The organism is Mucilaginibacter sp. 14171R-50, from assembly GCF_010093045.1.
GTDB lineage: Bacteria > Bacteroidota > Bacteroidia > Sphingobacteriales > Sphingobacteriaceae > Mucilaginibacter.
Genome location: NZ_CP048115.1, coordinates 3,205,832 through 3,230,623 on the forward strand (window position 1 = coordinate 3,205,832; position 24,792 = coordinate 3,230,623).

At 45.9% G+C, this 24,792-nt stretch carries 22 protein-coding genes; 12 read left to right on the forward strand and 10 right to left on the reverse strand.

Going from position 1 to position 24,792, the window contains the following annotated elements; translation table 11 throughout:
- The first annotated feature begins 31 nt into the window (after nt 1-31).
- A complete protein-coding gene (locus GWR56_RS14720; protein ID WP_370463772.1) occupies nt 32-1,045 on the forward strand; it encodes a low specificity L-threonine aldolase in 1,014 nt (337 codons plus the stop codon).
- A gap of 91 nt (nt 1,046-1,136) precedes the next feature.
- The gene (locus GWR56_RS14725; protein WP_162431985.1) at nt 1,137-2,222 is read left to right on the forward strand and encodes a DNA topoisomerase IB; all 1,086 of its coding nucleotides are present in this window, start codon (nt 1,137-1,139) and stop codon (nt 2,220-2,222) included.
- A 219-nt stretch (nt 2,223-2,441) separates the two neighbouring features.
- On the opposite strand, the gene GWR56_RS14730 is transcribed toward GWR56_RS14725, so the two are convergent.
- Together GWR56_RS14730 and GWR56_RS14735 are read right to left on the reverse strand one after the other, a co-directional pair.
- A complete protein-coding gene (locus GWR56_RS14730; RefSeq protein ID WP_162431986.1) occupies nt 2,442-4,331 on the reverse strand; it encodes a M56 family metallopeptidase in 1,890 nt (629 codons plus the stop codon).
- Between the two features lie 4 nt (nt 4,332-4,335).
- Nucleotides 4,336-4,698, reverse strand: coding sequence for a BlaI/MecI/CopY family transcriptional regulator (locus tag GWR56_RS14735; RefSeq protein ID WP_162431987.1), 363 nt, complete (start codon nt 4,696-4,698; stop codon nt 4,336-4,338).
- A 210-nt stretch (nt 4,699-4,908) separates the two neighbouring features.
- On the opposite strand from GWR56_RS14735, the gene GWR56_RS14740 reads away from it, so the two are divergent.
- Nucleotides 4,909-5,754 (forward strand): SDR family oxidoreductase, encoded by an 846-nt coding sequence (locus GWR56_RS14740; protein WP_162431988.1) that lies wholly within the window; start codon nt 4,909-4,911, stop codon nt 5,752-5,754.
- Between the two features lie 90 nt (nt 5,755-5,844).
- Entirely contained in the window at nt 5,845-6,345 is a 501-nt protein-coding gene (locus GWR56_RS14745; protein ID WP_162431989.1) for a c-type cytochrome, read from the forward strand.
- Between the two features lie 588 nt (nt 6,346-6,933).
- Here the strand turns inward: GWR56_RS14745 and GWR56_RS14750 are convergent.
- Nucleotides 6,934-8,148, reverse strand: a complete 1,215-nt coding sequence (locus GWR56_RS14750) for an NAD(P)/FAD-dependent oxidoreductase (protein WP_162431990.1) — start codon at nt 8,146-8,148, stop codon at nt 6,934-6,936.
- On the opposite strand from GWR56_RS14750, the gene GWR56_RS14755 reads away from it, so the two are divergent.
- The 3 genes from GWR56_RS14755 (at nt 8,147) to accC (ending at nt 10,937) form a co-directional block, all read left to right on the forward strand.
- Entirely contained in the window at nt 8,147-8,767 is a 621-nt protein-coding gene (locus GWR56_RS14755) for an NADH-quinone oxidoreductase subunit A (RefSeq protein ID WP_162431991.1), read from the forward strand. The two genes, GWR56_RS14750 and GWR56_RS14755, sit on opposite strands and share 2 nt — an antisense overlap.
- Complete coding sequence (locus GWR56_RS14760) at nt 8,757-9,248, forward strand: NADH-quinone oxidoreductase subunit B (RefSeq protein WP_162431992.1); 492 nt, start codon at nt 8,757-8,759, stop codon at nt 9,246-9,248. Before GWR56_RS14755 ends, GWR56_RS14760 begins: the two co-directional genes overlap by 11 nt.
- Nucleotides 9,249-9,461: 213 nt before the next feature.
- Nucleotides 9,462-10,937 (forward strand): acetyl-CoA carboxylase biotin carboxylase subunit, encoded by a 1,476-nt coding sequence (gene accC, locus GWR56_RS14765; protein ID WP_162431993.1) that lies wholly within the window; start codon nt 9,462-9,464, stop codon nt 10,935-10,937.
- Between the two features lie 410 nt (nt 10,938-11,347).
- Here accC and GWR56_RS14770 read toward each other — a convergent pair whose 3' ends face one another.
- The gene (locus tag GWR56_RS14770; RefSeq protein ID WP_162431994.1) at nt 11,348-11,803 is read right to left on the reverse strand and encodes an NUDIX domain-containing protein; all 456 of its coding nucleotides are present in this window, start codon (nt 11,801-11,803) and stop codon (nt 11,348-11,350) included.
- Nucleotides 11,804-11,884: 81 nt separating this feature from the next.
- Here GWR56_RS14770 and GWR56_RS14775 point away from each other — a divergent pair, with 81 nt between their 5' ends.
- The 3 genes from GWR56_RS14775 to GWR56_RS14785 all read left to right on the forward strand — a co-directional run bounded on the left by GWR56_RS14775 (nt 11,885) and on the right by GWR56_RS14785 (nt 14,239).
- Complete coding sequence (locus tag GWR56_RS14775) at nt 11,885-12,382, forward strand: SRPBCC domain-containing protein (RefSeq protein ID WP_162431995.1); 498 nt, start codon at nt 11,885-11,887, stop codon at nt 12,380-12,382.
- Between the two features lie 425 nt (nt 12,383-12,807).
- Nucleotides 12,808-13,551, forward strand: a complete 744-nt coding sequence (locus GWR56_RS14780) for a hypothetical protein (RefSeq protein ID WP_162431996.1) — start codon at nt 12,808-12,810, stop codon at nt 13,549-13,551.
- Between the two features lie 103 nt (nt 13,552-13,654).
- Nucleotides 13,655-14,239 (forward strand): riboflavin synthase, encoded by a 585-nt coding sequence (locus GWR56_RS14785; RefSeq protein ID WP_162431997.1) that lies wholly within the window; start codon nt 13,655-13,657, stop codon nt 14,237-14,239.
- Between the two features lie 201 nt (nt 14,240-14,440).
- Here GWR56_RS14785 and GWR56_RS14790 read toward each other — a convergent pair whose 3' ends face one another.
- Nucleotides 14,441-15,583 (reverse strand): hypothetical protein, encoded by a 1,143-nt coding sequence (locus tag GWR56_RS14790; protein ID WP_162431998.1) that lies wholly within the window; start codon nt 15,581-15,583, stop codon nt 14,441-14,443.
- 88 nt (nt 15,584-15,671) lie between these two features.
- On the opposite strand from GWR56_RS14790, the gene GWR56_RS14795 reads away from it, so the two are divergent.
- The gene (locus GWR56_RS14795) at nt 15,672-15,962 is read left to right on the forward strand and encodes a hypothetical protein (RefSeq protein WP_162431999.1); all 291 of its coding nucleotides are present in this window, start codon (nt 15,672-15,674) and stop codon (nt 15,960-15,962) included.
- Nucleotides 15,963-16,112: 150 nt separating this feature from the next.
- Here the strand turns inward: GWR56_RS14795 and GWR56_RS14800 are convergent, their stop codons facing one another.
- The 3 genes from GWR56_RS14800 to hscA form a co-directional block, all read right to left on the reverse strand.
- Nucleotides 16,113-17,141, reverse strand: a complete 1,029-nt coding sequence (locus GWR56_RS14800; protein WP_162432000.1) for a dienelactone hydrolase — start codon at nt 17,139-17,141, stop codon at nt 16,113-16,115.
- 65 nt (nt 17,142-17,206) lie between these two features.
- On the reverse strand, nt 17,207-17,788 hold the full coding sequence (locus GWR56_RS14805) for a Crp/Fnr family transcriptional regulator (protein ID WP_162432001.1): 582 nt from the start codon (nt 17,786-17,788) through the stop codon (nt 17,207-17,209).
- A 109-nt stretch (nt 17,789-17,897) separates the two neighbouring features.
- Nucleotides 17,898-19,754 carry a Fe-S protein assembly chaperone HscA gene (gene hscA, locus GWR56_RS14810; RefSeq protein ID WP_162432002.1) on the reverse strand — a complete coding sequence of 619 codons (1,857 nt, stop codon included), beginning with the start codon at nt 19,752-19,754 and terminating at the stop codon, nt 17,898-17,900.
- Between the two features lie 118 nt (nt 19,755-19,872).
- Between hscA and GWR56_RS14815 the strand changes: the two genes are divergently transcribed.
- Nucleotides 19,873-22,683, forward strand: a complete 2,811-nt coding sequence (locus GWR56_RS14815) for a hypothetical protein (protein WP_162432003.1) — start codon at nt 19,873-19,875, stop codon at nt 22,681-22,683.
- 120 nt (nt 22,684-22,803) lie between these two features.
- Here the strand turns inward: GWR56_RS14815 and GWR56_RS14820 are convergent, their stop codons facing one another.
- Both GWR56_RS14820 and GWR56_RS14825 read right to left on the reverse strand, forming a co-directional pair.
- Nucleotides 22,804-23,568 carry a copper homeostasis protein CutC gene (locus GWR56_RS14820; RefSeq protein WP_162432004.1) on the reverse strand — a complete coding sequence of 255 codons (765 nt, stop codon included), beginning with the start codon at nt 23,566-23,568 and terminating at the stop codon, nt 22,804-22,806.
- An 85-nt stretch (nt 23,569-23,653) separates the two neighbouring features.
- Nucleotides 23,654-24,673, reverse strand: a complete 1,020-nt coding sequence (locus GWR56_RS14825; RefSeq protein WP_162432005.1) for a N(4)-(beta-N-acetylglucosaminyl)-L-asparaginase — start codon at nt 24,671-24,673, stop codon at nt 23,654-23,656.
- Nucleotides 24,674-24,792: the final 119 nt, after the last annotated feature.

A 24,792-nucleotide genomic window follows, 5' to 3' on the forward strand; every position in this document is an offset into this window, starting at 1 on the left:
ATTTGAAACCAAATATAATGGAATTTTTGACATGATAACAGTTGATCTGCGCAGCGATACCGTAACTAAACCGACCCCGGGAATGCTTGAGGCCATGTGGAGCGCCAAAGTGGGCGACGACGTGTTTGGCGAGGACGAAACCGTTAATGCGCTGGAGCAAAAAGCCGCCGCTATGTTTGGTATGGAAGATGCCATATTCTGCCCCTCGGGCACCATGACCAACCAGATAGCAATTAAATGTTTTACCCAGCCGCTTGACGAACTGATAGCCGACCAAACCGCGCATGTTTACCGTTACGAGGGTGGGGGCATCGCCTTTAACTCAGGGGTATCAACGCGCTTGCTTAACGGTTACCGGGGCATCCTTACCGCCGAAATGATAGCGCCCGAAATAAACGCCGAAAACATTCATTATCCGCATACCAGCCTGGTAGTGCTGGAAAATACGGTGAACAAGGGCGGCGGCAGCTGCTATACATTAGAACATATAAAGCCCATCGCCGAACTGTGCCAACAGCAAAACTTAAAGCTGCATTTGGATGGCGCGCGTATCTTTAACGCCCTTGCCCACACGGGCGACAACGCTTTAGATTACGGCAAATACTTCGATGGTATTTCGGTATGTTTATCAAAAGGACTGGGCGCGCCGGTAGGCTCTGTTTTGCTGGCGGATAAGCCTACCATAAAATATGCCCGCCGCATACGCAAGGTATTGGGCGGCGGGATGCGCCAGGCGGGTTTCCTGGCAGCAGCAGGTATATACGCGCTCGACCATCACGTAGAGCGATTAAAGATAGACCACGCCCACGCGCGCATACTGGGCGAAGAACTGGCCCAATGCCCCTGGGTAACAAACGTAGTGCCCGTTGAAACCAACATCGTTTTATTTGACACCGCCGAACCTGCTGATGCCGTGCTTGCCAAATTAGAATTAAAAGGTATAAAGGCTAACAACACCGATACTCACCGCATCCGTTTTGTAACGCATTTGGATGTACACCCGGGTCAGGTAGAGTATGTGGTGGATGTGCTGAAAAGTCTCTAGTTTAAAGTCCTAAGTCTAAAGTAAGAGGTTATTTTTTACTTAGGACTGCGGACTTAAAACTTTCGACTTACACGCATGTTGTATCATACACATGAACCGCCTGTTAAAAAAACTCGAAAAAATTGGCCGCGACCCAAAAATAACCGCTAAGGCAGTGGGTCTGCGCTATGTATCAGACTCGGTGCCCGGCTACACACGCAAAAAGGCCGGGAAGGGCTGGCGTTATATTGATGCCGACGGTAATACGGTTAAAGATAAAGAGCTTATCTCGCGTTTCAACAAACTGGTAATACCGCCTGCGTACACCAATGTATGGATATCGCCGTACGAGAATGGCCACCTGCAGTTTACGGGTACTGACGCGGCAGGGCGCAAGCAATACCGTTATCACACCTATTGGAACCAGATACGCAATCAATCCAAATATCACCGCCTGCAAACGTTTGCTGCGCATTTGCCTGCCATACGCCAGCAGGTTGACCAGGACCTGGCCCGCCGAAACCTCGACCACGAAAAGGTGGTAGCCCTGGTGGTACGCCTGATGGAGCTGACCAGCATTCGCGTGGGTAACGAGTCGTATAAAAAACTGTATGGATCGTTTGGCTTGACCACTTTGATGGATAAGCATGTGAAGATAGAGGGAAGCAAGCTTAATTTTCAGTTTAAGGGTAAAAAAGGCGTGATGCATAAAATTGCCCTGCAAAGTAAAAAGCTGGCCAAACTGGTTAAGCAATGCCGCGATATACCCGGTAAAGAGCTGTTTCAGTATTATAACCAGGACGGCAGCAGGTGCACCATAGGCTCTGGCGATATAAACGCTTACTTAAAAGAAATTACCGGCGAAGATTTTACCGCTAAAGATTTTCGTACCTGGGCGGGCAGTGTAAGCGCTTTGTACGCCTTTAAAGACCAGGGTGGTTTTGATACCATAGCCGAATGTAAAAGGAAGATAGTGAGCGTGCTCGACGAGGTTGCCATAAACCTTGGCAATACCCGCACGGTATGCAAAAAATATTATGTGCACCCTACTGTTATAAAAAGCTACGAAGAACGCACCATATTTAAGTACATCGAGGCGCTTGATGAAGATAAGGATATTAAGGCCGCCGAACTTAATAAAGCCGAAAAAGCCCTACTGGAAATTTTAGAGAACGAGAAGCTGGCGGCAGCAAGTTAATGCAGGACTCGTGCGATTCTCTCCCGGCGGGAGGCTGCAGGGAAGGGTTAACCCTTCCCTGCCGTTACACAGCTCTCAGCGCCCCTCCCCGAGGAGGAAAATTAAGCTTCTGGTTATTAAAGATGCTTCACCATCTTCAGCATGACAAATATTTTCAACCAAAAAAGGTCGATCGGGCTTGCCCCAACCAACCTGATGGTTAACTATTAACTGATCTGATTATTTTCCTTTTTTGGTATAGATATAAACCACACCATATTTAGCCTTCTCGCCATACTTTTTCAGGGTATCCGCATCGTTATCCCTGCTCACGCTCATCCTGTCGATATCAAAGGCTGATAACTTTTTCATTTCTTTTTCACTGGCCACTTTACCATCAATAACGATCAGCTTATCTGATATCCTGTCGATAGTACTGCTGCGCTTTAAGTTTATTGCTGACGGGTAATATACTGAACCATTCCGTGTCGCCACTGTATAGCGTTTTGAAGGTACGCCGGTTACATAAACTTCTTTTGCAATTTTTGAAGGATAGCCTTTAACTACCACGGCGGTATCGTTTGTTAAAATGTTTGTACCATAGCCCTGTACCACAACTTCATTTAGTTTGTCGGTAGTTTGGGCCGGGCTGCCGTTAATTACAACTACATCATTCAGCGTACCCTTTAGGCCCGGCAACGAATTTACCAACGCTGTTTCCTTTAAGGTTAGGTTGTTGCGGTCTTTTGTTACACCGTTTATCCTGATGTTGGTTATCTGGCGGTTTACGCCCAGTTTTTCGGCAAGTTCTTTTCCTTCTTTCGAATCTTTTGTGGTAACAAAAATAACCTGGTCGTTATTATCGAAGGTGTAATTTGGATTGGCATCCAGCAGGCTTTTTATTTTGCTGGCGCTAACAATGTTAACACTCGATATTGTTTCAGGGTCAATTTCCGAGAATTTTCCGTTAGTTATCTTTTTGCCGTTTAATACCACGTTCATCGAGTCGATATTATTTGTTGTGGATGTCCTGATGTATAACTTTCGTTTTTTGCCGGTATCGGCTTTTGTAACCGTAAATACCTGGTTTATGGTTACTTTTTCATTGTCGTTTTGTATAACCGGCGCTGATTTTGCCTTTTTAACCGGCACAGTATCGGTCAAAGTAATGGTCATCGCGGTTTTAGCCGCCTCTTTTATAGCTGCGGTAACCGGTTTTATTGCAACAGCTATTTTATGGGTAATTGGTTTGGCAACATCAGCTTTTGACAGTGTAAATACCAGCAGCAGGGCAATAACAGCAGGCACCACAAACGCATACCGCGTAAGTGTAAACCTCGAAGATCTTTTAGCGTTCATCATAATTATACGTTTTTTTATAGTTGAAATATTAAAATGGTTTACAATGCCGGGGGTAGTGGCGTTAAAACTCACGTTTACCAGGCTATATTGGTAGGTTTTACTATCAATACCATTGTTTAAAATTTTTCTGTCGGTTATAAACTCGATATTTTCGCGCACAGCCTTTTTCATGAGCCATATACCGGGGTTAAACCAATAAAATATGCTGCTTAGCTCGGCCAGTAAAATATCAATAGTATGCCAGCCATTTACGTGTACCTGCTCGTGCAGTAATATAGCTTTCAGGTCGGTAGGGGTATGGTTGGCAGGGTTTACATAAATGCTCCTCCAAAAAGAGAATGGCGCGGCTTCGCCCTCAATAACCCTTACATCATGATCAAGGATGCGCGCCGGCCGCGACCTGCGGTACAACTGGAACAGCGAAAATAACTGCATCATTAGCCTGAAGGCCAAAAAAATAGCCCCGATCCAGAATATAGCTGTTGCCCATTGCCAGTAATTAGGCTGGGTTAACGGTTTTATAAGTGTTTGGGCAGGCGCTTGCCAATTTAATACCACTGTTTGCACCGGCCTGGTCAATGTTTCGTGGCGCAATGCAAAATCGCTCAGGTCTATTTTTGGGTAAAGGGTTGCAAACAATATGGCAACCATTAAATAAGCCCTGTTAAGCGTATAAAAGGTTAGATGGCGTAGCACCAGGTAGTAGCCTGCGCAAAACAGCAGCAGTGCAATATTTACTTTAAATAAAAAGACAAATAAGGCTGGCATTTTATTATGATTTAGGTTTTTCTATCAGGTTTAGGATCTCTTTTAACTCCGTAGCGCTTATCTTTTTTTCGTTGGCGAAAAAGGTAACCAGGTCTTTGTACGAGTTTTTAAAATAGTCGCTCACAAAGCCGCTCATAAAGCGTTTTTTATACTCTTCTTCAGCAATGGCCGGTGTGTAGCGGTACGAGTTACCCAGTTTTTCGCCCTTTACAAAACCTTTGCGTTCAAGATTTTTTATGGTGGATGCAAGGGTGGTATAGGGCGGTTTCGGTTCGTTCATCTGGTCAAGAAAATCTTTAATAAAACCGGTACCCGCAAGCCAAACTGCCTGCATTGCTTCTTCTTCCTGTTGTGATAATTTCTCCATGCTTCTACGATTATTTCGTAAACATACGACTATTTCGTAACAATGCAAATTGTTTAACAAAATTTAACAAAAAGAATTTTCGGCAAAAACCGATACCGTAAAAGATTTTGGCATATTTCCCGTTTAAACATCAGTTAGCAGGTTTTACGCAGGTTTGCCTTTTGACCGAATTATTTTAGTTTTACAACAGCAACCTATTAATAATTAGCTATGCCTATCACAACTACAGTTATAACGGGCGCAACATCCGGTATAGGAAAAGAGACCGCAATTGCCCTTGCCAAAAAAGACCATGCGCTTTACTTGCTGGTGCGCGATACCGTACGCGGCGAGGAACTTAAGCAGGATATTATAGCTATCACAAAAAACAAAAGTGTTTACGTGGTGCATTGCGACCTTGCCGACCTGGAAAGCGTCAGGAACGCCGCAGGTATATTAAAAAGCAGTTTGTTGGCTATTAATGTATTGATAAACAACGCGGGCGGCATTTTTAACCAACGAAGCGAAAGTAAGGACGGTTTTGAAATGACCTTTGCAGTAAATCACCTTGGGCACTTTTTATTGGTACAAAACCTTTTGCCATTGTTAGAGAAAGGCCAGGCCCGGATTATCAATGTAAGCTCGGAAGCGCATCGCATGGCTAAACCAAACTTTAACGACCTGCAATGGACAAAGCGGCCTTACGCTGCGTGGAAGGCGTATGGCACCGCCAAGTTATTTAATATTTATTTTACACGGTCGCTGGCGTTAAAATATGGCCCTAAGGGAATAAGTGCATTTGCGGTGCATCCGGGATTGGTTAACACCCGCTTTGGTACAGGGCTTACCGGTATTGGTAAAACATTAATGTGGCTGGCACGGCCGTTTATGATATCGGCCGAAACAGGTGCCCAAACCAGTATTTACCTGGCATCGGCCTCCCGAATTGATGCTAAAAGCGGCAAGTATTTTAAAAACAGGCATCCGGCAAATACTTCGGCGGCAGCCACAAACGAAGTAGGGCGCGACAGGCTGTGGGAGTTGAGCATGGAACTTATAGCGCCCTTTTTAACCTGAGGTTAGTAAAAAACATGCTACGTATTGTTAATATTAATAAAATAATCTAGTTTAGAAGTTTAAACACACAACCTGAATATTTGTATGACAATGAATAAAAAATTACTGGCCACAATAGGGCTGCTGTCGGCAGTAGTATTTATGGCTATGTCGCCGGCAGCGGTACCGGCTGATGGCGATAAGTTTGTAAACCTTAAGGTTTTGCCAAAAGATATATCAGATAAAGAGTTGCATAAGGTAATGGAGGAGTGGGAGCATGCTTTAGGCGCGCGTTGCAGCTTTTGCCATGTACGCAACGAGGATACCAAAAAAATGGATTGGGCCAACGATGCCAAGCCTGAGAAAGAAATGGCCCGCAACATGTATAAAATGACCCAAGCTATCAACAAAAAGTATTTTCACTCCAAAAAAGACAGCACCAACATGGTGGTTGAGAGCAATGTTAACTGCTATACCTGCCACCGCGGCGTACAGCACCCCGAAGTAGTAAGGGCTTCTGAACTGCCCCGCCCGCCGCGTAACGGCCAGGCACCGGGTGGTAGCAAACCTGCCGAAGGACAGCAGCAGCCTGCCCCGGAAACAAAACCGTAATTTTGCTGAACCGAAATTAAAAGGCCACAAAGATTTTTTCTTTGTGGCCTTTTAATTTATACCTAACTCCGAGCTCATTCCAAGCTATACTTGGCAATTTTAGATGAATCGTTTGCTATCAGTATTTCATTAGGAATGGTAGTAAATGGTATTGATCGTCAGTGGATGTTCATTTCTTTTGTGTCGCAAAAAAGAAACGAACCAAAGAAAAAACACGCGGCTGTACCGCCTTGCTTTTAAAGGATGTGATAAGGCAGGGCCTGTGCCATCCGCAATGCGCTAAGGCCGCATTAGGACGGCGACGTGCGAGGCCAGTATTGAGGAGCGATGGACCGACAAAAAACCGGGGCCGATGGGTACGGCCTGTGTGGCGAAGGATTTTTTTGTCTTGATTTTTGAGTACTTTGTATCAAGACAAAGTTATAGCCCTCCGCGGCGAATGAGCGGGCTAACGTTCATTTAAGCACTTAAGAGCAACATACACGCACGAGCCCTGTGAAGGGTACCTGTGCGGGAAGACGGGAACAACTATGATTGCAAGTTCTTTGTGTCCTCTGTGCTTTTCCTTTGCACCCTTTGCAGTTAAAACTACAAATTCTGCGCTATCACAAAGCCGCTTGCCCATGCCCATTGAAAATTATAGCCGCCCAGCCAGCCGGTAACATCCACACATTCGCCGCCAAAGAACATGCCGGGCACCTTTTTACTTTCAAGGGTTTTAGATGATAGTTCGTTGGTATCTACGCCGCCTGTCATTACTTCGGCCTTATCATAACCCTTGGTACCGGCAGGTTTCACCTTAAACTGGTGCAGCAGCGCACTAAGGTCTTCCAGTTCTGTTTTTGTTAACGAGGCCAGGTTTTTATCGGCAGGGATATGGTCCATCAAAGCCTCGGCAAATTTGCGGGTAAACAAATTAGACAAATAAGCCAGCAGCATCTTTTTGCCATTTTGCTCGCGTTCCTGTAGTATCAGTTCAGTAATATTCTTGCCGGGCAGCAGGTCGATATAGATGTGTTCGCCGGGTTTCCAGTACGATGAGATCTGAAGGATGGCCGGTCCGCTTAATCCCCAGTGGGTAAACAGGATATTTTCTTCAAAGCTTGCCCTGTCGTTCCAAACCCGGCAAAAAATACTGTTACCCGATAATTGTTCATACCAGGGCTGGTCTTTACCCGTAATGGTAAGCGGCACCAGGGCCGGAGAGGTATCGGTAACCCTAATATCAAACTTGCGCGCTATTCGCAGGCCAAAATCGGTAGCGCCCATTTTAGGTATAGGCAACCCGCCGCTGGCTACAACCACTTTGGGCGAGAACAATAGTTGCTGTTTACCATTTTTGTTAATGGCGATATTGAAACCATTTTCAGCCTTTTCAATATTTATAACCTCTGTATCGCACCAAATTTCCTGTTCAAGATCGGCGCAAAGGCTTGTAAACGCATTTACTACATCTTTAGCCCTATCTGTTACCGGGAACAGCTGGCCCAGGGTTTTTTCCTTGCCTTCAATCCCATAGGTTTCAAAAAAACTGATGGTATCCTCCACCGTCCATTGCGCCAGGGCCGAGCGGCTAAAGTGCTCGTTCTGCGAAATGAATTGTTTATGAGTGGTGTACAGGTTGGTATAGTTGCACCTGCCGCCGCCGCTGATCAGTATCTTGGCGCCAACCTTATCGTTCTTCTCCAATACCAAAGTTCGCTTGCCCAAAAAGCCGGCTTGTACCGCGCACATTAATCCGCAGGCGCCGCCGCCAATAATTATAGCGTCAAAGTTTGATTGTTTTGTTAAATTTGCTGTCATGGATGGTGTGGCGCAAATATCAGAATTTGGAAAGATACTTATCTTTTTAATTACGGGCATTGTGGCAATAGGCGGATTATTTTTTACCAACCGCCTTTTATCGCCCCGCAACCCAACCCCCGAAAAGCTTACCACCTACGAATGCGGCGAAGAGCCTACAGGCAGCGCCTGGCTGCCGTTCAATTCGCGCTTTTATGTTATAGCCCTTGTATTTTTGTTGTTTGATGTAGAGATGGTGTTTGTTTTTCCGTGGGCAACGGTTTTCGGTAACCGCGAAATTATAGCCACAGATGCACGCTGGGGGTGGATCGCGCTTACGGAAATGTTTATCTTTTTAGGGATACTGATACTGGGCCTGGCCTATGTATGGCGCAAAGGCGACCTCAACTGGATAAAGCCGAACGTTACACTGCCGCAAACAGACGCGCGCATCCCGCGATCGTTATATGACGACCTGAACGCTAAACAGGGCAACTTTAAGGTAAAGCAATTTAGTTTGGAAGTAGCTGAGCCCGCCATCGCGGCAACCCCAACATCTCCAGGCATTACAGCCCCTGCAACCGAACCACGCAAGCCCATGTTTAAACCAGCATTTAAAAAACCAGCTAATGACGCCTGACCTGACCAACGAAAGCGGTGGCATTGTTGTCACCAAGATGGATGACCTGCTTAACTGGGCAAGGCTGTCATCGTTATGGCCATTAAGCTTTGGTATTGCCTGCTGCGCGATAGAAATGATGGGCGCTATGGCGTCGACGTACGATCTGGACAGGTTTGGCGTTTTTCCGCGGCCCTCTGCACGTCAGGCCGATGTGATCATCATCGCCGGCACGGTTACCTTTAAAATGGCCGAGCGCATTAAACGCCTGTACGAGCAAATGCCCGACCCCAAATACGTTATCTCGATGGGATCGTGCAGCAACTGCGGCGGCCCGTACTGGCAGCACGGCTACCATGTGGTAAAAGGAGTAGACAGGGTTATCCCGGTTGATGTGTATGTGCAGGGCTGCCCGCCCCGCCCCGAGGCTTTGATAGGCTCGATCTTAGAACTGCAAAAGAAGATTGAAAAGGAGCATATTGTTGCGGGTGAGCAATCCTAATCCAAATTTTTGAAAACCCATAGCGTTTATTAATGTTTAGTTAATAAATTAAACTAAATACTATGTTATTACCATTCGCATTTGTAGGCATCGCCATATTTGTGGTGCTTGCATTATTTCTTGTCATCAGAAAAAGCAGCGGCAAAAAAGAAAAACGTTAATACCCCGCGCCGATATTTCAGCCTTTCGATAGAATAATTACATTTGTTACCTATGCAAAAAATATTGGTAGCAAACCGGGGCGAGATAGCTTTACGTGTAATGCGCTCGGCCCGTGAAATGGGCATAAAAACTGTAGCTGTTTATTCTGAAGCCGACCGTAACGCGCTTCATGTACGTTATGCTGACGAAGCCGTGTTCATTGGCGAAGCGCCGTCAAGTCAATCATACCTTGTAGGAGATAAAATAATTGCCGCCTGTAAACAAACAGGTGCAGAGGGTATCCATCCCGGTTACGGGTTTTTGAGCGAAAATGCCGCGTTTGCCCGTCAGGTGCGCGAGGCTGGGCTGATCCTTATAGGCCCATCGCCTGAGGCTATGGAAGTGATGGGCAACAAGCTATCTGCAAAAGCGGCCGCTTTAAAATACAACATACCTATGGTGCCCGGCACCGAAGAATCCATTACCGATGTTGCCGAGGCTAAGCTGCGCGCCATTGAAGTGGGTTTCCCAATACTTATAAAAGCCGCTGCCGGCGGTGGCGGTAAAGGTATGCGCATAGTAGACGCGCCCGGAGATTTTGAAGAACAAATGAGCCTGGCTGTATCCGAAGCTATATCGGCCTTTGGCGATGGCTCGGTATTTATAGAGCGCTATGTTTCGTCGCCGCGCCATATTGAGATACAGGTGTTAGGCGATACACATGGCAATATCGTGCACTTGTTCGAGCGTGATTGCTCGGTACAGCGCCGCCACCAGAAGGTGGTGGAGGAAGCGCCATCGTCTGTACTTACACCCCAAATTCGCGAAGCGATGGGCAAATGCGCCGTAGATGTAGCACGCTCGGTTGCTTATACCGGCGCGGGTACCGTGGAGTTTATCATGGACGAAAAGCTTAACTTCTTTTTCCTGGAGATGAACACCCGGCTGCAGGTAGAGCACCCCGTAACCGAACTGATAACCGGCATAGACCTGGTAAAAGAACAGATCCGTATTGCCCGCGGCGAAGCCATCAGTTTTAAACAAACAGATCTGGAGATACAGGGACACGCTATGGAACTGCGTGTTTACGCCGAAGACCCCGATAATAATTTTTTACCTGATATAGGCACCTTACAAACCTATGTTACCCCAAAAGGCCCCGGCGTTAGGGTTGACGATGGTTTTGAGCAGGGCATGGAGATACCTATCTATTACGACCCCATGATAGCCAAACTGATAACCTATGGTAAAGACCGTACTGAAGCCATTGAGCGAATGATCCGCGCTATCGACGAGTATATGATCACCGGCATTACGACCACGCTGTCTTTTGGCAAATTTGTAATGCAGCATGAGGCGTTCACATCAGGTAATTTTGATACTCATTTTGTGAAAAAATATTTCACCCCCGAATCGCTGCAAACAGGTAACGAAACCGAAGCCCTTATAGCTGCATTGATAATGGAAAAGTTATTAAGCGCCAAAAAAATAGCCTTCACCGAAACTGCGGGAGTGGAAGAAAGTAATTGGGTGAGGAACAGGAGATAGGAAGATACTCATAAGTAAAGGACAAAAGTAAGGAAAAGCCCGACTTACCTTACACGTCATTGCGAGGTACGAAGCAATCTCTTTAGGACAGTTATCAAATATATTCGCCGCTGAACTTGTTTCAGTATCTCATACTTAAGGTTGCGCTTTTATGAACGCCTGCGCTCTTAACTTTTATTTCGTGCCTGATGAACGGAACGTAACCGCCAACTGCGGCATTGGCCTGTTCGGGTAGCACAGACATTGTCTCGGCACACACATTCACAGAACAGGGCGCAGCCGCGATTTTTCTTTTTGGTACTTTTTCTGTTGAGAGAAAAGAAAAAGTACATCCACTGACGGTCATACGACACAAGCCCGTTCCTAACGAAGAACAAAAAGAGGTTGCTTGGCACTGCGGTAATATCGGTTCATACAATCCCTTCCAATTCCTCTATCAAACCAACCTGCGCTGGTATTATCTTTAACCGGGCTTCGTCAATAGTAAACCATCCGGCACGGTCAACTTCGGGGAAGGTAGCTTTTTTGCCGGAGCGGGGCGGCCATTCTATTTCGAAAACATTGCTTATAATCTTTTCGTGATCAATATCGCCCTCAACAGCCCAGGCATGTACAGTTTTGCCGCTTTTTTGCTTTACAGGCTTTAGCTTTATAAAATTTCCGGTGAGGGTTTGCCCGGTCTCTTCTTCAAATTCCCGTTTGGCAGCGGTAAGCGGTTCTTCTCCGTCAACATACTCACCTTTGGGTACCGACCACGAGCCGTTATCCTTATTACGGAAGAACGGGCCGCCGGGGTGTACCAGGAAAACCTGCAGTAAACCATTCGCCCGCCTGTACAGCAATATTCCCGCGCTTTGTTTTGGCATAAATTGTTTTGGTGGCAAATTACAAAACACAAAGTATTATGGTTAATTTTATATGCACACATTTCTATTAACCTGGTAGCTATGGAAGATACCCGCTGGAAAAAATTTAAATTATGCGGCGATTATAACGCTGATATGCGCAGCCTTTACCTAGCCTGGACAACCCCCGGCGGGCTCGAAAAATGGTTTCTGCGCAAAGCCGACTTTTATACCGTACCGCAGCGGCTGCGTGCGAATGACGAGCAAATAGCCAAGGAGGATACCTATGTATGGTACTGGCACGGACACCACAACAATGTGTTTGAAAAAGGGAGGATACTTGAAGCAAACGGCCACGACTTACTGAGGTTCACCTTTACGGGCGGTACTACCGTAAGCGTGTCTTTTTCAACCCGTAACGGGTTAACCATCATCGAACTTGAACAAACAGATATACCGCAGGAGAGCGACCCGGAAAAAAATTTACTGGTGCAATGCCAGATAGGGTGGACTTTCTACCTGGCCAATTTAAAATCTGTTATAGAAGGAGGCAAGGACCTGCGCAACAAAAGGGTTGATCTGAATACTTGTTTTAAATAGTTAAAACTGATGGAAAATGCAGGTAACAGCTATTTGGCAAGTGTAAAAAAGCTATTTGCTTATTATAACCGCTGGGCGATGCAGTGATCTCCCGCCTGGAAAGCGACAGTTGAACCAGCCATACAATGCGGCTTCAAACAGCGTTGCCATCGAATGTATATAACGCCGCCAAGTTTCCTTCGGATAAACATGATGCGTTTTTACAGATAACGCTCAAATCAGGCGATAAGCCTTTATTACATTTTTTGTGTATTAATGGTTAATTAAACCTTTTATATTTAATCAAAGGGCAAACATAACGGCAATTTTTTCGCATTTCTTAAATTGAAATTTTGTTTCAGTAAAGTGAAAATTTTTTGTGTAAATGATTATAAATGAAGTACTTTTGGGATATATAAGTAACTTTATTACTATTTGTTATGATAATGAAATTTAAACCAATAGCTGTAGTAGCTTTATTAGCCACAGCTGTATTGTCGTACTCATCCTGCCAAAAAGATAATTCATCTAAATCAACAAAAGACGATAGCGCTGCAATCGCTAAAACTATAGCTGTAAGCTTATATCATTCGTTTGGTAGTACCATTGCCAGCAAAAACGCCCTTACAGGCCTGCCTGTTATAAACAGTGTGCGTAATGGCAAAAAGGTTAACGACCTTACCTGTGGTGAATATATAGAGCAGCCTTACAATAATATTTACACCAAAGGGGATTCGGTTAAAGATGTAATGAACGGAACAAATAAGTATGTGATCAGCTGCGATGCAAACAACAATCCTAATGGCTACACTTACAGCGGCAGCTATGTTAATACCGGCTTTAACCCTTTCAGTACCTACGATATAACCGTAAAAGAATTTTATACGCTGAAAGCCTTAGCACCCGAATATGCAAGGATGCAGGTTGACGGTAACCAGGTTTCAGTTTATAAAACAGTAACCAAAAAAGATGGCGAGTATATGGTGCAGAATAACTCTTACACTTTAACCGGATTGGTAGTAGACTCTACCACACAGCCTTTTGATATTACTGCCGGTACCGCAACTTTCGTTTCAAACGGCACCAACGCAGGTAAAGATTTCAGTTACTCGGGTACTATCCAGTTTTTGGGCGGCCACAAAGCTAAAGTAACCTTTGGCGGCAAAACTTATGATGTTGAAATTTTATAGCATTTAGTTCTACCTTACACAAAAGCGGTTAACGAAGGTTAACCGCTTTTTTTATGATGTTTCTGTAACGCATGGCAAGCTTAAAAATCTGTACTTTTGCCGTATGTTTACAGGAATTATTGAAACGTTAGGTAAAGTGACCGACTTGCGCCGCGAACAGGGTAACTTGCACATTACGGTAGCATCGGCCATAGCCCACGAGCTTAAAATAGATCAGTCGGTAGCGCACAATGGTGTTTGCTTAACGGTTATTGCCCTTGGCGATGGCATGCACACCGTTACTGCGATTGATGAGACCCTTAATAAAACCAACCTGGGCCAGCTTAAGGTAGGCGAACCCATTAACCTGGAACGCTGTATGCAAATGAACGCCAGACTGGATGGCCATATTGTTCAGGGGCATGTTGACCAAACTGCTACTTGTACAAGGTTTACAGCGTTGGATGGCAGCTGGGAGTACACTTTCAGATATGATCCCTCGGCAGGAAATGTGACCGTAGAAAAGGGTTCGATATGTGTTAATGGTATCAGTCTTACAGTTGTAAACTCCGGTCCGGATCATTTCTCTGTCGCTATAATACCATATACTTACGAGCATACCAACCTGCACAATGTGCGCGAGGGCAGCGTAGTAAACCTGGAGTTTGATATTATTGGTAAGTATGTTGCAAGATTGATGAACAGGTAATTCAACTGTCAGTCTGAGCTTGTCGAAGACCCGTACGCGCTAATAATGGTTCGACAGGCTCACCATGACATCTTACAATAACCCAGTCATTTGGAACTATAGTGAGAAATCTTGTCAAATTACAGGTCGTTGACATTGCATTTCGAATAAGATTTCCCTTCGTTATCGCTCGTCCGAAATGATGCGTGAGGGTCTTATATATTATTTACTCAGCACCGCCACCCGGCTTTTCGAATACGCAATGAAGCTCTTCTGCTTATCAACCGGTGGCTTACTTGCCAGGTACTTTTTGTAGTATTTAACAGCGCTTCTTTTATCTTTCAGGTTGGTGTCGTAAACGTTTGCAAGCGAGTAATATACCATCGGCGTTTCATTAAACTGAAGGCTTTTTTGGTAGGCAGTCAGCGCATTTTTATAATGGCGCAGTTTTTCGTTGCTATCGGCCATTTCGCCGTAATAGGCTGCAGTGTTTGGCGATATACCTTCGGTAATGGCTTTATCCAGGTAAACTATAGCCATCCGTTGATCTTTAAGCGCTTTGTAGGCAAGCGCGGTATAGTAATAACTGGTTTCGCTACGGCCCTGTTCATCAATATCCATAAAGGCAGCTAAGCTGCATTCGTAACTTTTAATGTTATAATAGGCAATCCCCAGTTTAGTTAATACCAATCCGGATTGACTGCCCGCATTTACCAGTTTAAGGCAGGTGCTGATGGTTTCGGGCCATTTCTTTTGGGCATATTGTAACTTCATCAGGCTGTTCAACAAAACAATATTTTCTTTATCGTTGGCAATAGCCCGGTTTAATACCTTTTCGGCCTGCGTGTTGAGTTTCATGTTCACGTAAATATCGCTCAGGTCGGCTGCAACATCCGGTTCGGCCGGGTTTAGCAAGTTGGCCTTTTGCAGGTAAACAATATAGGATGTGAGATCATTTTTGTCGCGACTGATGCTTGCAAGCTGCTTGTACACCATAAAGTTGGTGGTATCACGAGCTGTTATCTTTTTATAATAACCTTCGGCCTTTGTAATATTGCCCCTGCGCATATTAAGCCCCCCAAGGCTGATCAATACCTTAGTGTTAGTCGAATCGATATTGTAAATACGCTGGTAATAATCTTCGGCAAAAGCCAGTCTGCCGGCCATGCTATTGGTATAAGCCAGCTGACCCAAAGCTTTTATATCTGTTACAGGTTCGGGGTAGGAGCTTTTAAGGTAGTCGGCAGCTTCGGCAAAACGCTGATTTTGGTAGTAGTCTAATAACAGGGCGTCGTCTACTTTCGACTGTGCAAAACTTACAACGCAATAAAGGCAAAAAAGGGCAGATGTAACGATGGATTTCATATAACTAAATTATTAGTTATAAATCATATATCCAAATATTAAACAAATTGGCACTTTAACGGTTGTACCTGTATATAAACCAGATACTATGGATAAGATAAGGAAATTTGAATTGATGGAAAAAATCGTCCATGAATTAGAAGATTTAAAGAACAGTCAGCAGGCTATAGTGCAAAAGCTAACAAAGATAGAGGTAGATAATATTGACCTGGGCAACAAACGCCTGGAAAAGGATCTGCCGGATATGCACCAGCGCGTTAGCGATAACCTGGATACGATTGCAAGCATCCTTGAGGACTTTGCATCGCAAACCAGCGAGTTCAACAGCAAAAATAATATCTCCGGTTTGAAAGAGCAGGAAGAAATAAGCAAATTGTAAGGCGAATGCTAAACCGCGAAAAGCCCCGAATAGGGGCTTTTTTTTTTAAGTTCCCTCCTTGGGGAGGGGCGGGACAGGATGTGCGCTGGCAGGGAGGGGTTTGATACCTTGCATGCGAATAACCCCTCCCTGCCCTCCCGAGGGAGGGAATTATAATTGCCACTTCAAACTCTCCTTAAAAAACTTCGCCGCCATATTACCAACCAGTTCATGAACGGCCGACCTGCTTACAGCAGGGTCATCATTAAAAATGATACCGCCTGTTTTTTTCACTTCAGGTATTGCTTCATTAAGAAATACGTAATGCCCTGCTTTGCCCCGCACAACATAAAGTTTTGACTTTGGCATAAGCCGATGGTAATGGGCCGCGTTGGTTTTAACGGGTGCAATGCTATCGCTTTGCGCGCTGATAATATACATTGGTATATCTACCTCTTTAAACTGCACCGGGCTTACAAACCCCTGGCCCACGGCCGGGCTCATGGCCAATACGGCTTTAATGCGCTTATCTTTTAAGGGCGGGCTTTTTGCAAACAAAGCCGCCAGTTCTTTTTCATCCACCTTATTGATCAGGTCCGGAAATTCGGGGATGGTTATTTCCTTGATACCCTGCGGTGTTTTGTTGAAGGCATCCATGGCATCTAAGCTCACCTTGGCTCCAGCCAAAGCAATTACCGTAAAGCCGCCGATAGAAAAGCCCGCCGCGCCAATGCGCTGCCTGTCTATTACTTTATCCAGAGCGGCATCATTCAATAATTGCGTTAACACAAAGCTGATATCCTGGGCGCGCTGCCAGGGTGTTAAAAAATCAATGGCTATTTTGTTATCGTAAGTGTTACCCCAATGGTCAACCGCTGCTACAATAAAGCCTTGTTTTACAAGCGCGTCGGCAAGCCACTCCATGGTTAAGCGCCCCCCGCCGGTGCCGTGTGATATCATGATGAGCGGATGCTTTTCTGCCGGGAGTTTGGCATTACGTATGGTGGGTTCAACTATAAAGGGGAAATTCTCTTTAAGTGCCGGTGTTTTGCGGTCAGCTGTAGGATACCATACTTCGGTAACTAACGGGCGTTTGCGTGCCGTATCGTTATATCTATAGGTTTGCTCACCAATAGCGGTTTGTGCCAGGGCATAGGCCGGTAAAAACAGTGATATCAGTATAAGGTGTTTTAGTTTCATGAGTATAAATTAATACACAAAACAAGGTATTTACAAATTGCCGGGTATTGACAAATGTCAATAATTTATTTTTTTGATTTAAGGCGGCTAAGGGTTTCCTGCGATATGCCCAGGTAGTCGGCAATGATCTTCGACGGCAGCCTTTGTATCAGGGCGGGGCTGGTTTCCATTAGCAGTTGGTAACGCTGCCTGGCATCCATGGTGATCAAACTTTCGATACGCTTGATGGAAGCGATGTAATCTTTTTCTAAACCTATCCGGTAGGTGTGTTCCCATCCGGGAAAATTAGCCAGCAGGTCGTTAAAGTCGTGGTGACAAATATAAAGTATTTCGCCGGCCTCTATGCTTTGTATAGCAGCTAACGACGGTTCCTGTAAATTAAAACTGGGGAACGCTGTGCCGAACCGGCCCTCGGTAATCAGGAAACGGGTAGATTCTTTGCCATTTACATCCAGCATATACACCCGCAGGCAGCCCGAGTTTACAAAGTAGATGTAAGGGCAAACCTCATCAACGCGCAGCAGTACTTCGTTACGTTTAACCGTTTTATGCCTGAATTTTTTGCAAAACGCTTCTGCCTGCTGTTCATCAACCCGCATATTGTTGTTGATGTATTGTTTAAGCTGGTGGTAGGGCGTGGATGGCATAAGCCAAATATAAAAAATATGTCATTGCGAGGTACGAAGCAATCTCTTCATGCTAAGCGGCGATGCAAAGTCTTGAGATTGCTTCGTACCTCGCAATGACGGTCAGAAGCTATTCTATACTCTTCCCTTTCATCGCGGTAGCTATGGCTACGTCCATTACCCTTTCGGCAAAGGGGCGGGTAAAGTCGTTCAGCTCATCTATCTTGGAGTGGATAAGGTCTTTATCGCCTGTGCTTAGCGCGGCTTTAAGGGCCTCTAACCGGATATTGGTTTCGGTTACCTCATCAGCATTTAACAATTGACCGTTCTTTTTTAAGAAACCTTCAACCGTGTAAACCATTTGTTCGGCCTCGGTTTTCGCTTCAATCAGCATGCGCGCGCTTACATCATCTTTAGCGTGGGTAATGCTGTCCATCAGCATTTGCTCAACCAGGTCGTCGGTAATGCCGTAGGCGGGTTTTACCTCCACTTCCTGCTTAACGCCGCTGCGCAATTCAATGGCCTGTATCTTTAAAATACCATCTGCATTCAGTATAAAGTTAATATCAACCTTAGGGAAGCCGGCCGGCATGGCAGGTATGCCTTTCAGTTCAAACTCGGCCAGTTTTCGGTTCTCGCTGATCAGGTCGCGCTCACCCTGGTAAACGGCTATCTTCATGTTCACCTGGCCGTCTTTGCTGGTAGTGTATTGCCTGCCCGCCTTGGTAGGGATCTTAGAGTTTCGGGGAATAATGGTGTCCATTAAACCGCCCATGGTTTCAATACCCAAAGATAGCGGGGTAACATCAAGCAGTAAGATGTCGCTGCGGTTACCGGCCAGCACATCGGCCTGAATAGCCGCGCCAAGGGCAACCACTTCATCGGGGTTTAGATCGTCATGCACCGGGCGGCCAAAAAACTCCGACACCATCTTTTTAACCAGGGCTGTGCGGGTACTGCCGCCAACCATCACTACCTCATCAATATCGGATGTGCTCAGTTTAGCGTCTTTAAGCGCGTTTTGGCAGGCGGTTATGGTTTGCTGTACTTTTGGAAGAATAAGTTCTTCAAAGGTATTGCGATCAATAGTGCACCATATATCGCCAATTTGCTCGTTAAAAAGACTTTGGTGGGCCAGCGCCTTTTTAGCTTCTTCGGCCTTTAACCGCAGCTGCTGGGTAAGTTCGCGGTTATCAGCCAGGGTAGTCTTATCAATATTGTTTTTATCTATCCAATAATCGGCAATGGCGCGGTCAAAATCATCGCCTCCTAAAAAAGTATCGCCGTTGGTAGATAATACTTCGAAAATGCCGTTTTGTATCTGCAGAACGGAAACATCAAATGTACCGCCGCCCAAGTCGTAAACGGCAATGGTTTTGGTTTCTTCGGGGTTCAGGCCAATACCGTAGGCAAGGCTTGCTGCGGTAGGCTCGTTCACAATACGTAAAACATCCAATCCGGCCAATTTGCCTGCATCGCGGGTTGCCTGGCGCTGCGAGTCGTTAAAATACGCGGGTACGGTTATCACCGCACGGTTAACGGGCGTTTTCAACACATGTTCGGCGCGTTCTTTCAGTTCTTTTAATATCAGGCCCGACAGTTCAATGGGGTTGTAAAATTTATCGCCAACCTTAATTTTTACCAGGTTTTCGCTGTCGTCGTCAATGATTTTGTACGAGAAAAAGTTTTGGTAGTTGGCTACATCCGCGTACGAGCGGCCAAGCAAACGCTTTACCGAAAATACGGTGTTCTGCGGGTCGGTAATTAAATATTCTTTAGCATCGTTACCCACGGTGATATCGCCCGTTTGGCCAAAATGCACCACTGAAGGTACCAGCACACCTTTGCCCGCATCGTTGATCACCCGAGGTTCTTTTTCGGGATTTATAAAAGCAACAAGCGAGTTGGTGGTGCCCAGGTCGATGCCTACAATAATATCTTCTTTTTGTATTGAACCTGTTGCCAGGTTGATGGAAACTTTAGCCATGGTATATAGTAACAAAGCGCAAATGTACTTAGTTTTAAGGCAAGGAGTGTCATGTGGATTTCGGATTTACGATTTTAGATTTCGGATTTGATTGTTTGATTTATTACTTTCATCCCTGATGAAACGACTGCTGCTGCCGATTTTACTTTTTACAGCCACTTTTGTACAGGCACAGCAGTTTGGCGGTAACCCGCCATCCGTTAAATGGAAACAGGTGAATACGCCTGCTGCCCGTGTTATATTTTCGCGGGGGATGGACTCTGTTGCATTGCGGGTAGCCCAAACCATAGCTGCTATGAACCCGCTTATACAGCCAACTATTGGTTTTAAACAACAACAGGTTAGCATTGTGCTGCAAAATCAGACAACTATATCAAACGCCTACGTGGGGCTGGCGCCGTTCCGCAGCGAGTTTTACTTAACGGCAGGGCAAAACAGCTTCGAAATAGGCAGCCTGCCCTGGCCCGAACAACTGGCCATTCACGAATTCAGGCATGTACAGCAGTACAATAATTTTAATGTGGGCCTGTCGCGCGGGCTGCGCATATTATTTGGTGAAGGCGGGCAGGCGCTGGGTAACACGCTATCGGTGCCCGACTGGTTTTTTGAGGGCGATGCGGTTTACAACGAAACACTGGTAAGCCGGCAGGGCAGGGGAAGACTGCCCTATTTTTTTAACAGTTTCCGTGCGTTATGGGCTGCCGGGAAAGATTATAGCTGGATGAAGCTGCGCAACGGTTCGTATGTGGATTATACACCAAACCATTACCCCCTGGGCTACATGATGGTAGCTTACGGGCGCGAAAAATATGGCAATGCGTTTTGGAAGGGCGTTACATATGATGCCGCCGCTTTTAATACAGGTTTTTACCCGTTACAGGGCGCTATAAAAAGGCATGCAGGTGTGGGTTATAAAGACTTTAGAAGCGCTGCCTTTGATCACTTTAAGGAAGTGTTTAAGGCTGATACTAAAGATCCCAATGCTAAATACCAACACTTTATAGCCGATGAAGAGTACCCGGCTTTTGTGAATGACAATACGCTTATCTACCTGCGATCAACCTATAATGATATTCCCCGGTTTGTTATTAAATCAGGAAAGGAGGAAAAGACGGTCGCTGCCCAGGGTGTTACCACCGATAATTATTTCAGCTATCGCGATGGAAAAGTAGTTTACGCATCATACCGGCCGGATGTACGCTGGGGGTACCGTAATTACAGCGAGCTGGCAGTACTTGATGTAAACACCGGTACAGAGCGCCGCATTACCCGCAAAACCAAATACTTTGCACCTGCATTTAGTGCCGATAGCAAAACCATTGTGGCCGTACAGGTTGCATCAACAGGCAAAAGCGAACTGCACCTGCTCAATACCGCGGACGGCACGCTGATCAAAACGCTGCCAAATACTGCCGGCTTGTTTTATACCTACCCTAAGTTTTATGGCGACGATAAGCTGGTATCGGCCGTTCGTAATTTTAAGGGCGAAATGTCCCTGGCTTTAATTGATATATCTTCCGGAGCAGCAAAGTACTTGCTGCCCTTTAGTTTCCAACCCATCGCATTCCCCCAGGTGCAGGGCAATAAGGTTTACTTTACCAAAACATCCGGTTTAAACGATAAACTGTTTGTTTTAGATATCGGTTCCAACCAACTGAATGAGGTAACTACAGCGGAGCAAAACGGCGCGATAGGGCAGTACCAGCCTGCAATTGGTAATAACAAAATAGCCTGGACAGGTTTTACCGCATCGGGCTATCGTTTGCAGCAATATAACCATGCTGATATGAAACTCTCGCCTGTAAATAGCGATCAGGCTTCGGCCTTGCCGGATATGAATATAAGCGCGCTGAGTAACGATAGCGCGTCAAATATATCAGCAAGCGTAACGCCTGCTGCGTTGCCGATAACTAATTACAGTAAACAACACCGCCTGTTTAATTTCCACAGCATTTTTCCATCGTTGGATGACCCCAATTACTCGCTGCAACTGGTTGGCGAAAACGTATTGAACACATTGCAGTCGCAGCTAACTTTTACCTACAACCGCGATGAAGGTTATAAAGAGATAGGTTACGAGGCGGCCTACGGCGCGCTTTTTCCCTACATTTTAGCCGGGGCCGACTACACTTTTGACCGACGCGTATTTTATAAGGGCAACAGTGTTTATTTTAACGAAACGGCTATACACGGTGGTTTGCAGGTGCCGCTTAATTTATCGGTTGGTAAAAGGCTTACGTCATTATCGGCAAGCAGTATTTTTTATTATGGCCGTACCACCATTCAGCAGGCGTACCGCAGTTTGTTTGCAGATAGTTATTATACTTATATAAGCAATACCCTGAGCTTCAGGAACCAAACGCAACAGGCCCGGCAGCATATAAACCCGCATTTTGCGCAAAGCATCAGCCTTAATTATAAAAAATCTGTTTCGGGCAGGCAAGGCAGCCGGTTTTTAAGCACGGGCACATTTTATTTTCCCGGGCTATCGGCCAATCACAGCCTTGTTATAAGCGGCGCATACCAATATCGCCCGCAAAATAACGGCATCAGCTTCTCAAACGATTTTCCTTTCTCACACGGCTACACGGCGGTAAGTCTTAACAACATGAATAAGTTCGCGGCAAGCTATCATTTCCCCATCGCTTACCCCGATGCCGGCTTTGGCAACCTGCTTTATGTGATGCGCCTGCGCGGTAACTTATTTTACGATCAGACACACGCTGCGGAAGATGATTTTTATGCGGATAAGTCGGCGTTAAATTCCAATTTCCGTTCGGCAGGCGCCGCGATATTTTTTGATACCAAATGGTTTAACCAGGCACCCATATCATTCGGGATACGCTACAGCCGTTTGTTGGATGAAGATATTTTTGGCGGCACCGGCCGTAACCGGATAGAACTGGTGTTGCCTGTGGCGATATTTTAGGATAGACAAGTACCCACCGTCATTGCGAACGTAGTGTGGCAATCTTCGACAGAAAGTCGGCGATATTTATAACGAAGATTGCCACGTCGCTATCGCTCCTCGCAATGACGCTTTTTCGAATTACCCGTTCGCCCTTTTCAATATCTCCTTTACCCGCTCGGCGCTGGTTACATCAAGGCTATATTCATCGGCAATGCTATTGGTCATTAATAAGATGTGATCGTTCTTATAAGCCATGCCACCATTAACATTTACACGGGCTGATGAGTGCACTTCGGTAGCGCCGGTAAAATGCACCAGGTCGGCTACGTTATTTTCGGTTATGCCGCTGCCGGGCATAATAGCGATTCGGCCTGCGGCCTTTTCTATCAGGTGGGCAATTACGTTAGCGCCTTCCATGGCGGTGCTTTTACCGCCCGAAGTAAGGATTCGCTCGCAGCCCATTTCAATAATATCCTCAAGTGCCTGAAACTGATCGGCGCACATATCAAACGCGCGGTGAAAAGTGACGCCAAGCCCCCATTGCCTGGCCAGGCGCACCAGTTCGGTACAGCGTTCCTTATCTACTGATCCGTCTGCCCGGAGTATACCTATTACAATACCGTCGCAACCGGCTTCAATGCAATTGCGTATATCGGCCTGCATCACCTCATACTCCAGGTCGGTGTACAGAAAATCGCCCCGCCGCGGGCGTATCAGCACGTAAAGTTTAATGTGCAGGTGTTTGCGGGCCAATAGTATCTGGCCGTACGATGGGGTAGTGCCTCCCTCGGCCAGGTTTTCGCATAATTCAACCCTCACCGCACCGCCTTGCTGCGCGGCAATGGCCGATGTTACAGAATTTGAACAAACTTCGAGTATTACAGGGAGCTTTTCGCGGTTCATAATATCATAGCAGGGGTTACGGTACTAAACCTTATTAAGCGTAAAAAAGTTAATTGGAATGAAAGGTGCGAGCCTGGTAAAGATACTACTTTTTATCCTTGTAAAAGCTTTTGCCCGGTATCAGCAGGTCTTGTTTATTGGCGTCGCATACGGCAAAGCTAAAACCTTCCTGTATGGCATATGCGCCATACTCACCTTTTTTATTAATGGCCAAAAAGCCTACCTGTATCTCTTTGGCGGTTTCGGGCTTCTTTTTGATGATGCGGTTAACGGCCTCTTTACAAGCATCCTCGGGCGAGTAGCCCTGGCGCATTAATTCAACTACCAAAAAGCTGCCTACGTTGCGTATCACCTCTTCGCCCACGCCGGTTGATGTTGCGCCGCCCACCTCGTTATCTACAAATAGCCCTGCGCCTATGATAGGGCTATCGCCAACACGGCCATGCAGCTTAAAGGCCATACCGCTGGTAGTACAGGCACCGCTGATGTTGCCTTTGGCATCAATAGCAAGCATGCCAATGGTATCGTGGTTGTATTTGCCACCCGGGCGGTGCTGCTGGTTTTCGATGTTCAACACCGGCGAATATTTGGCTGTTTTAAGCCATTTCTTCCATTCTTTATATGATTCGGGGGTAAGCAGCTTTTCTTTTTTAAAGCCATGTTCAACGGCAAACTGTGTAGCGCCATCGCCAACCAGCATTACATGCGGGGTTTTTTCCATCACCAGCCGGGCTACCGATATGGGGTGCGCGATGTTTTCTATCGCGGCCACTGATCCGCAATTGCCAAACTCATCCATAATGCAGGCATCCAGTGTAACGTGGCCGTCGCGGTCGGGGTAACCGGCGCGTCCAACGGTATGGTTATTCATGTCGGCTTCGGGTATGCGCACACCGGCTTCAACAGCATCTAACGCCCGCCCGCCTTTTGACAGCGTTTTCCATGCTTCCTTATTGGCTACGATGCCAAAATCCCAGGTAGAGATCACGATAGGGAACCGGCCGGCGGCCTTGCTTGCAAAAGGTTTTGCAGGCGCATATTTTGATATAGCTGTTAAAGAAGCAGTTACAGCGGTTAGCTGTAAAAATTTACGACGGTTATACATAGAGATAAATATAATGATAGGGTGTAAATATGTATGAATGTATCAGCTTTGATACATTCGGGAAGCCTCACCTAAATCCTCTCCAAAGGAGAGGACTTTAAAAAAGTTTTGCTCCCTCT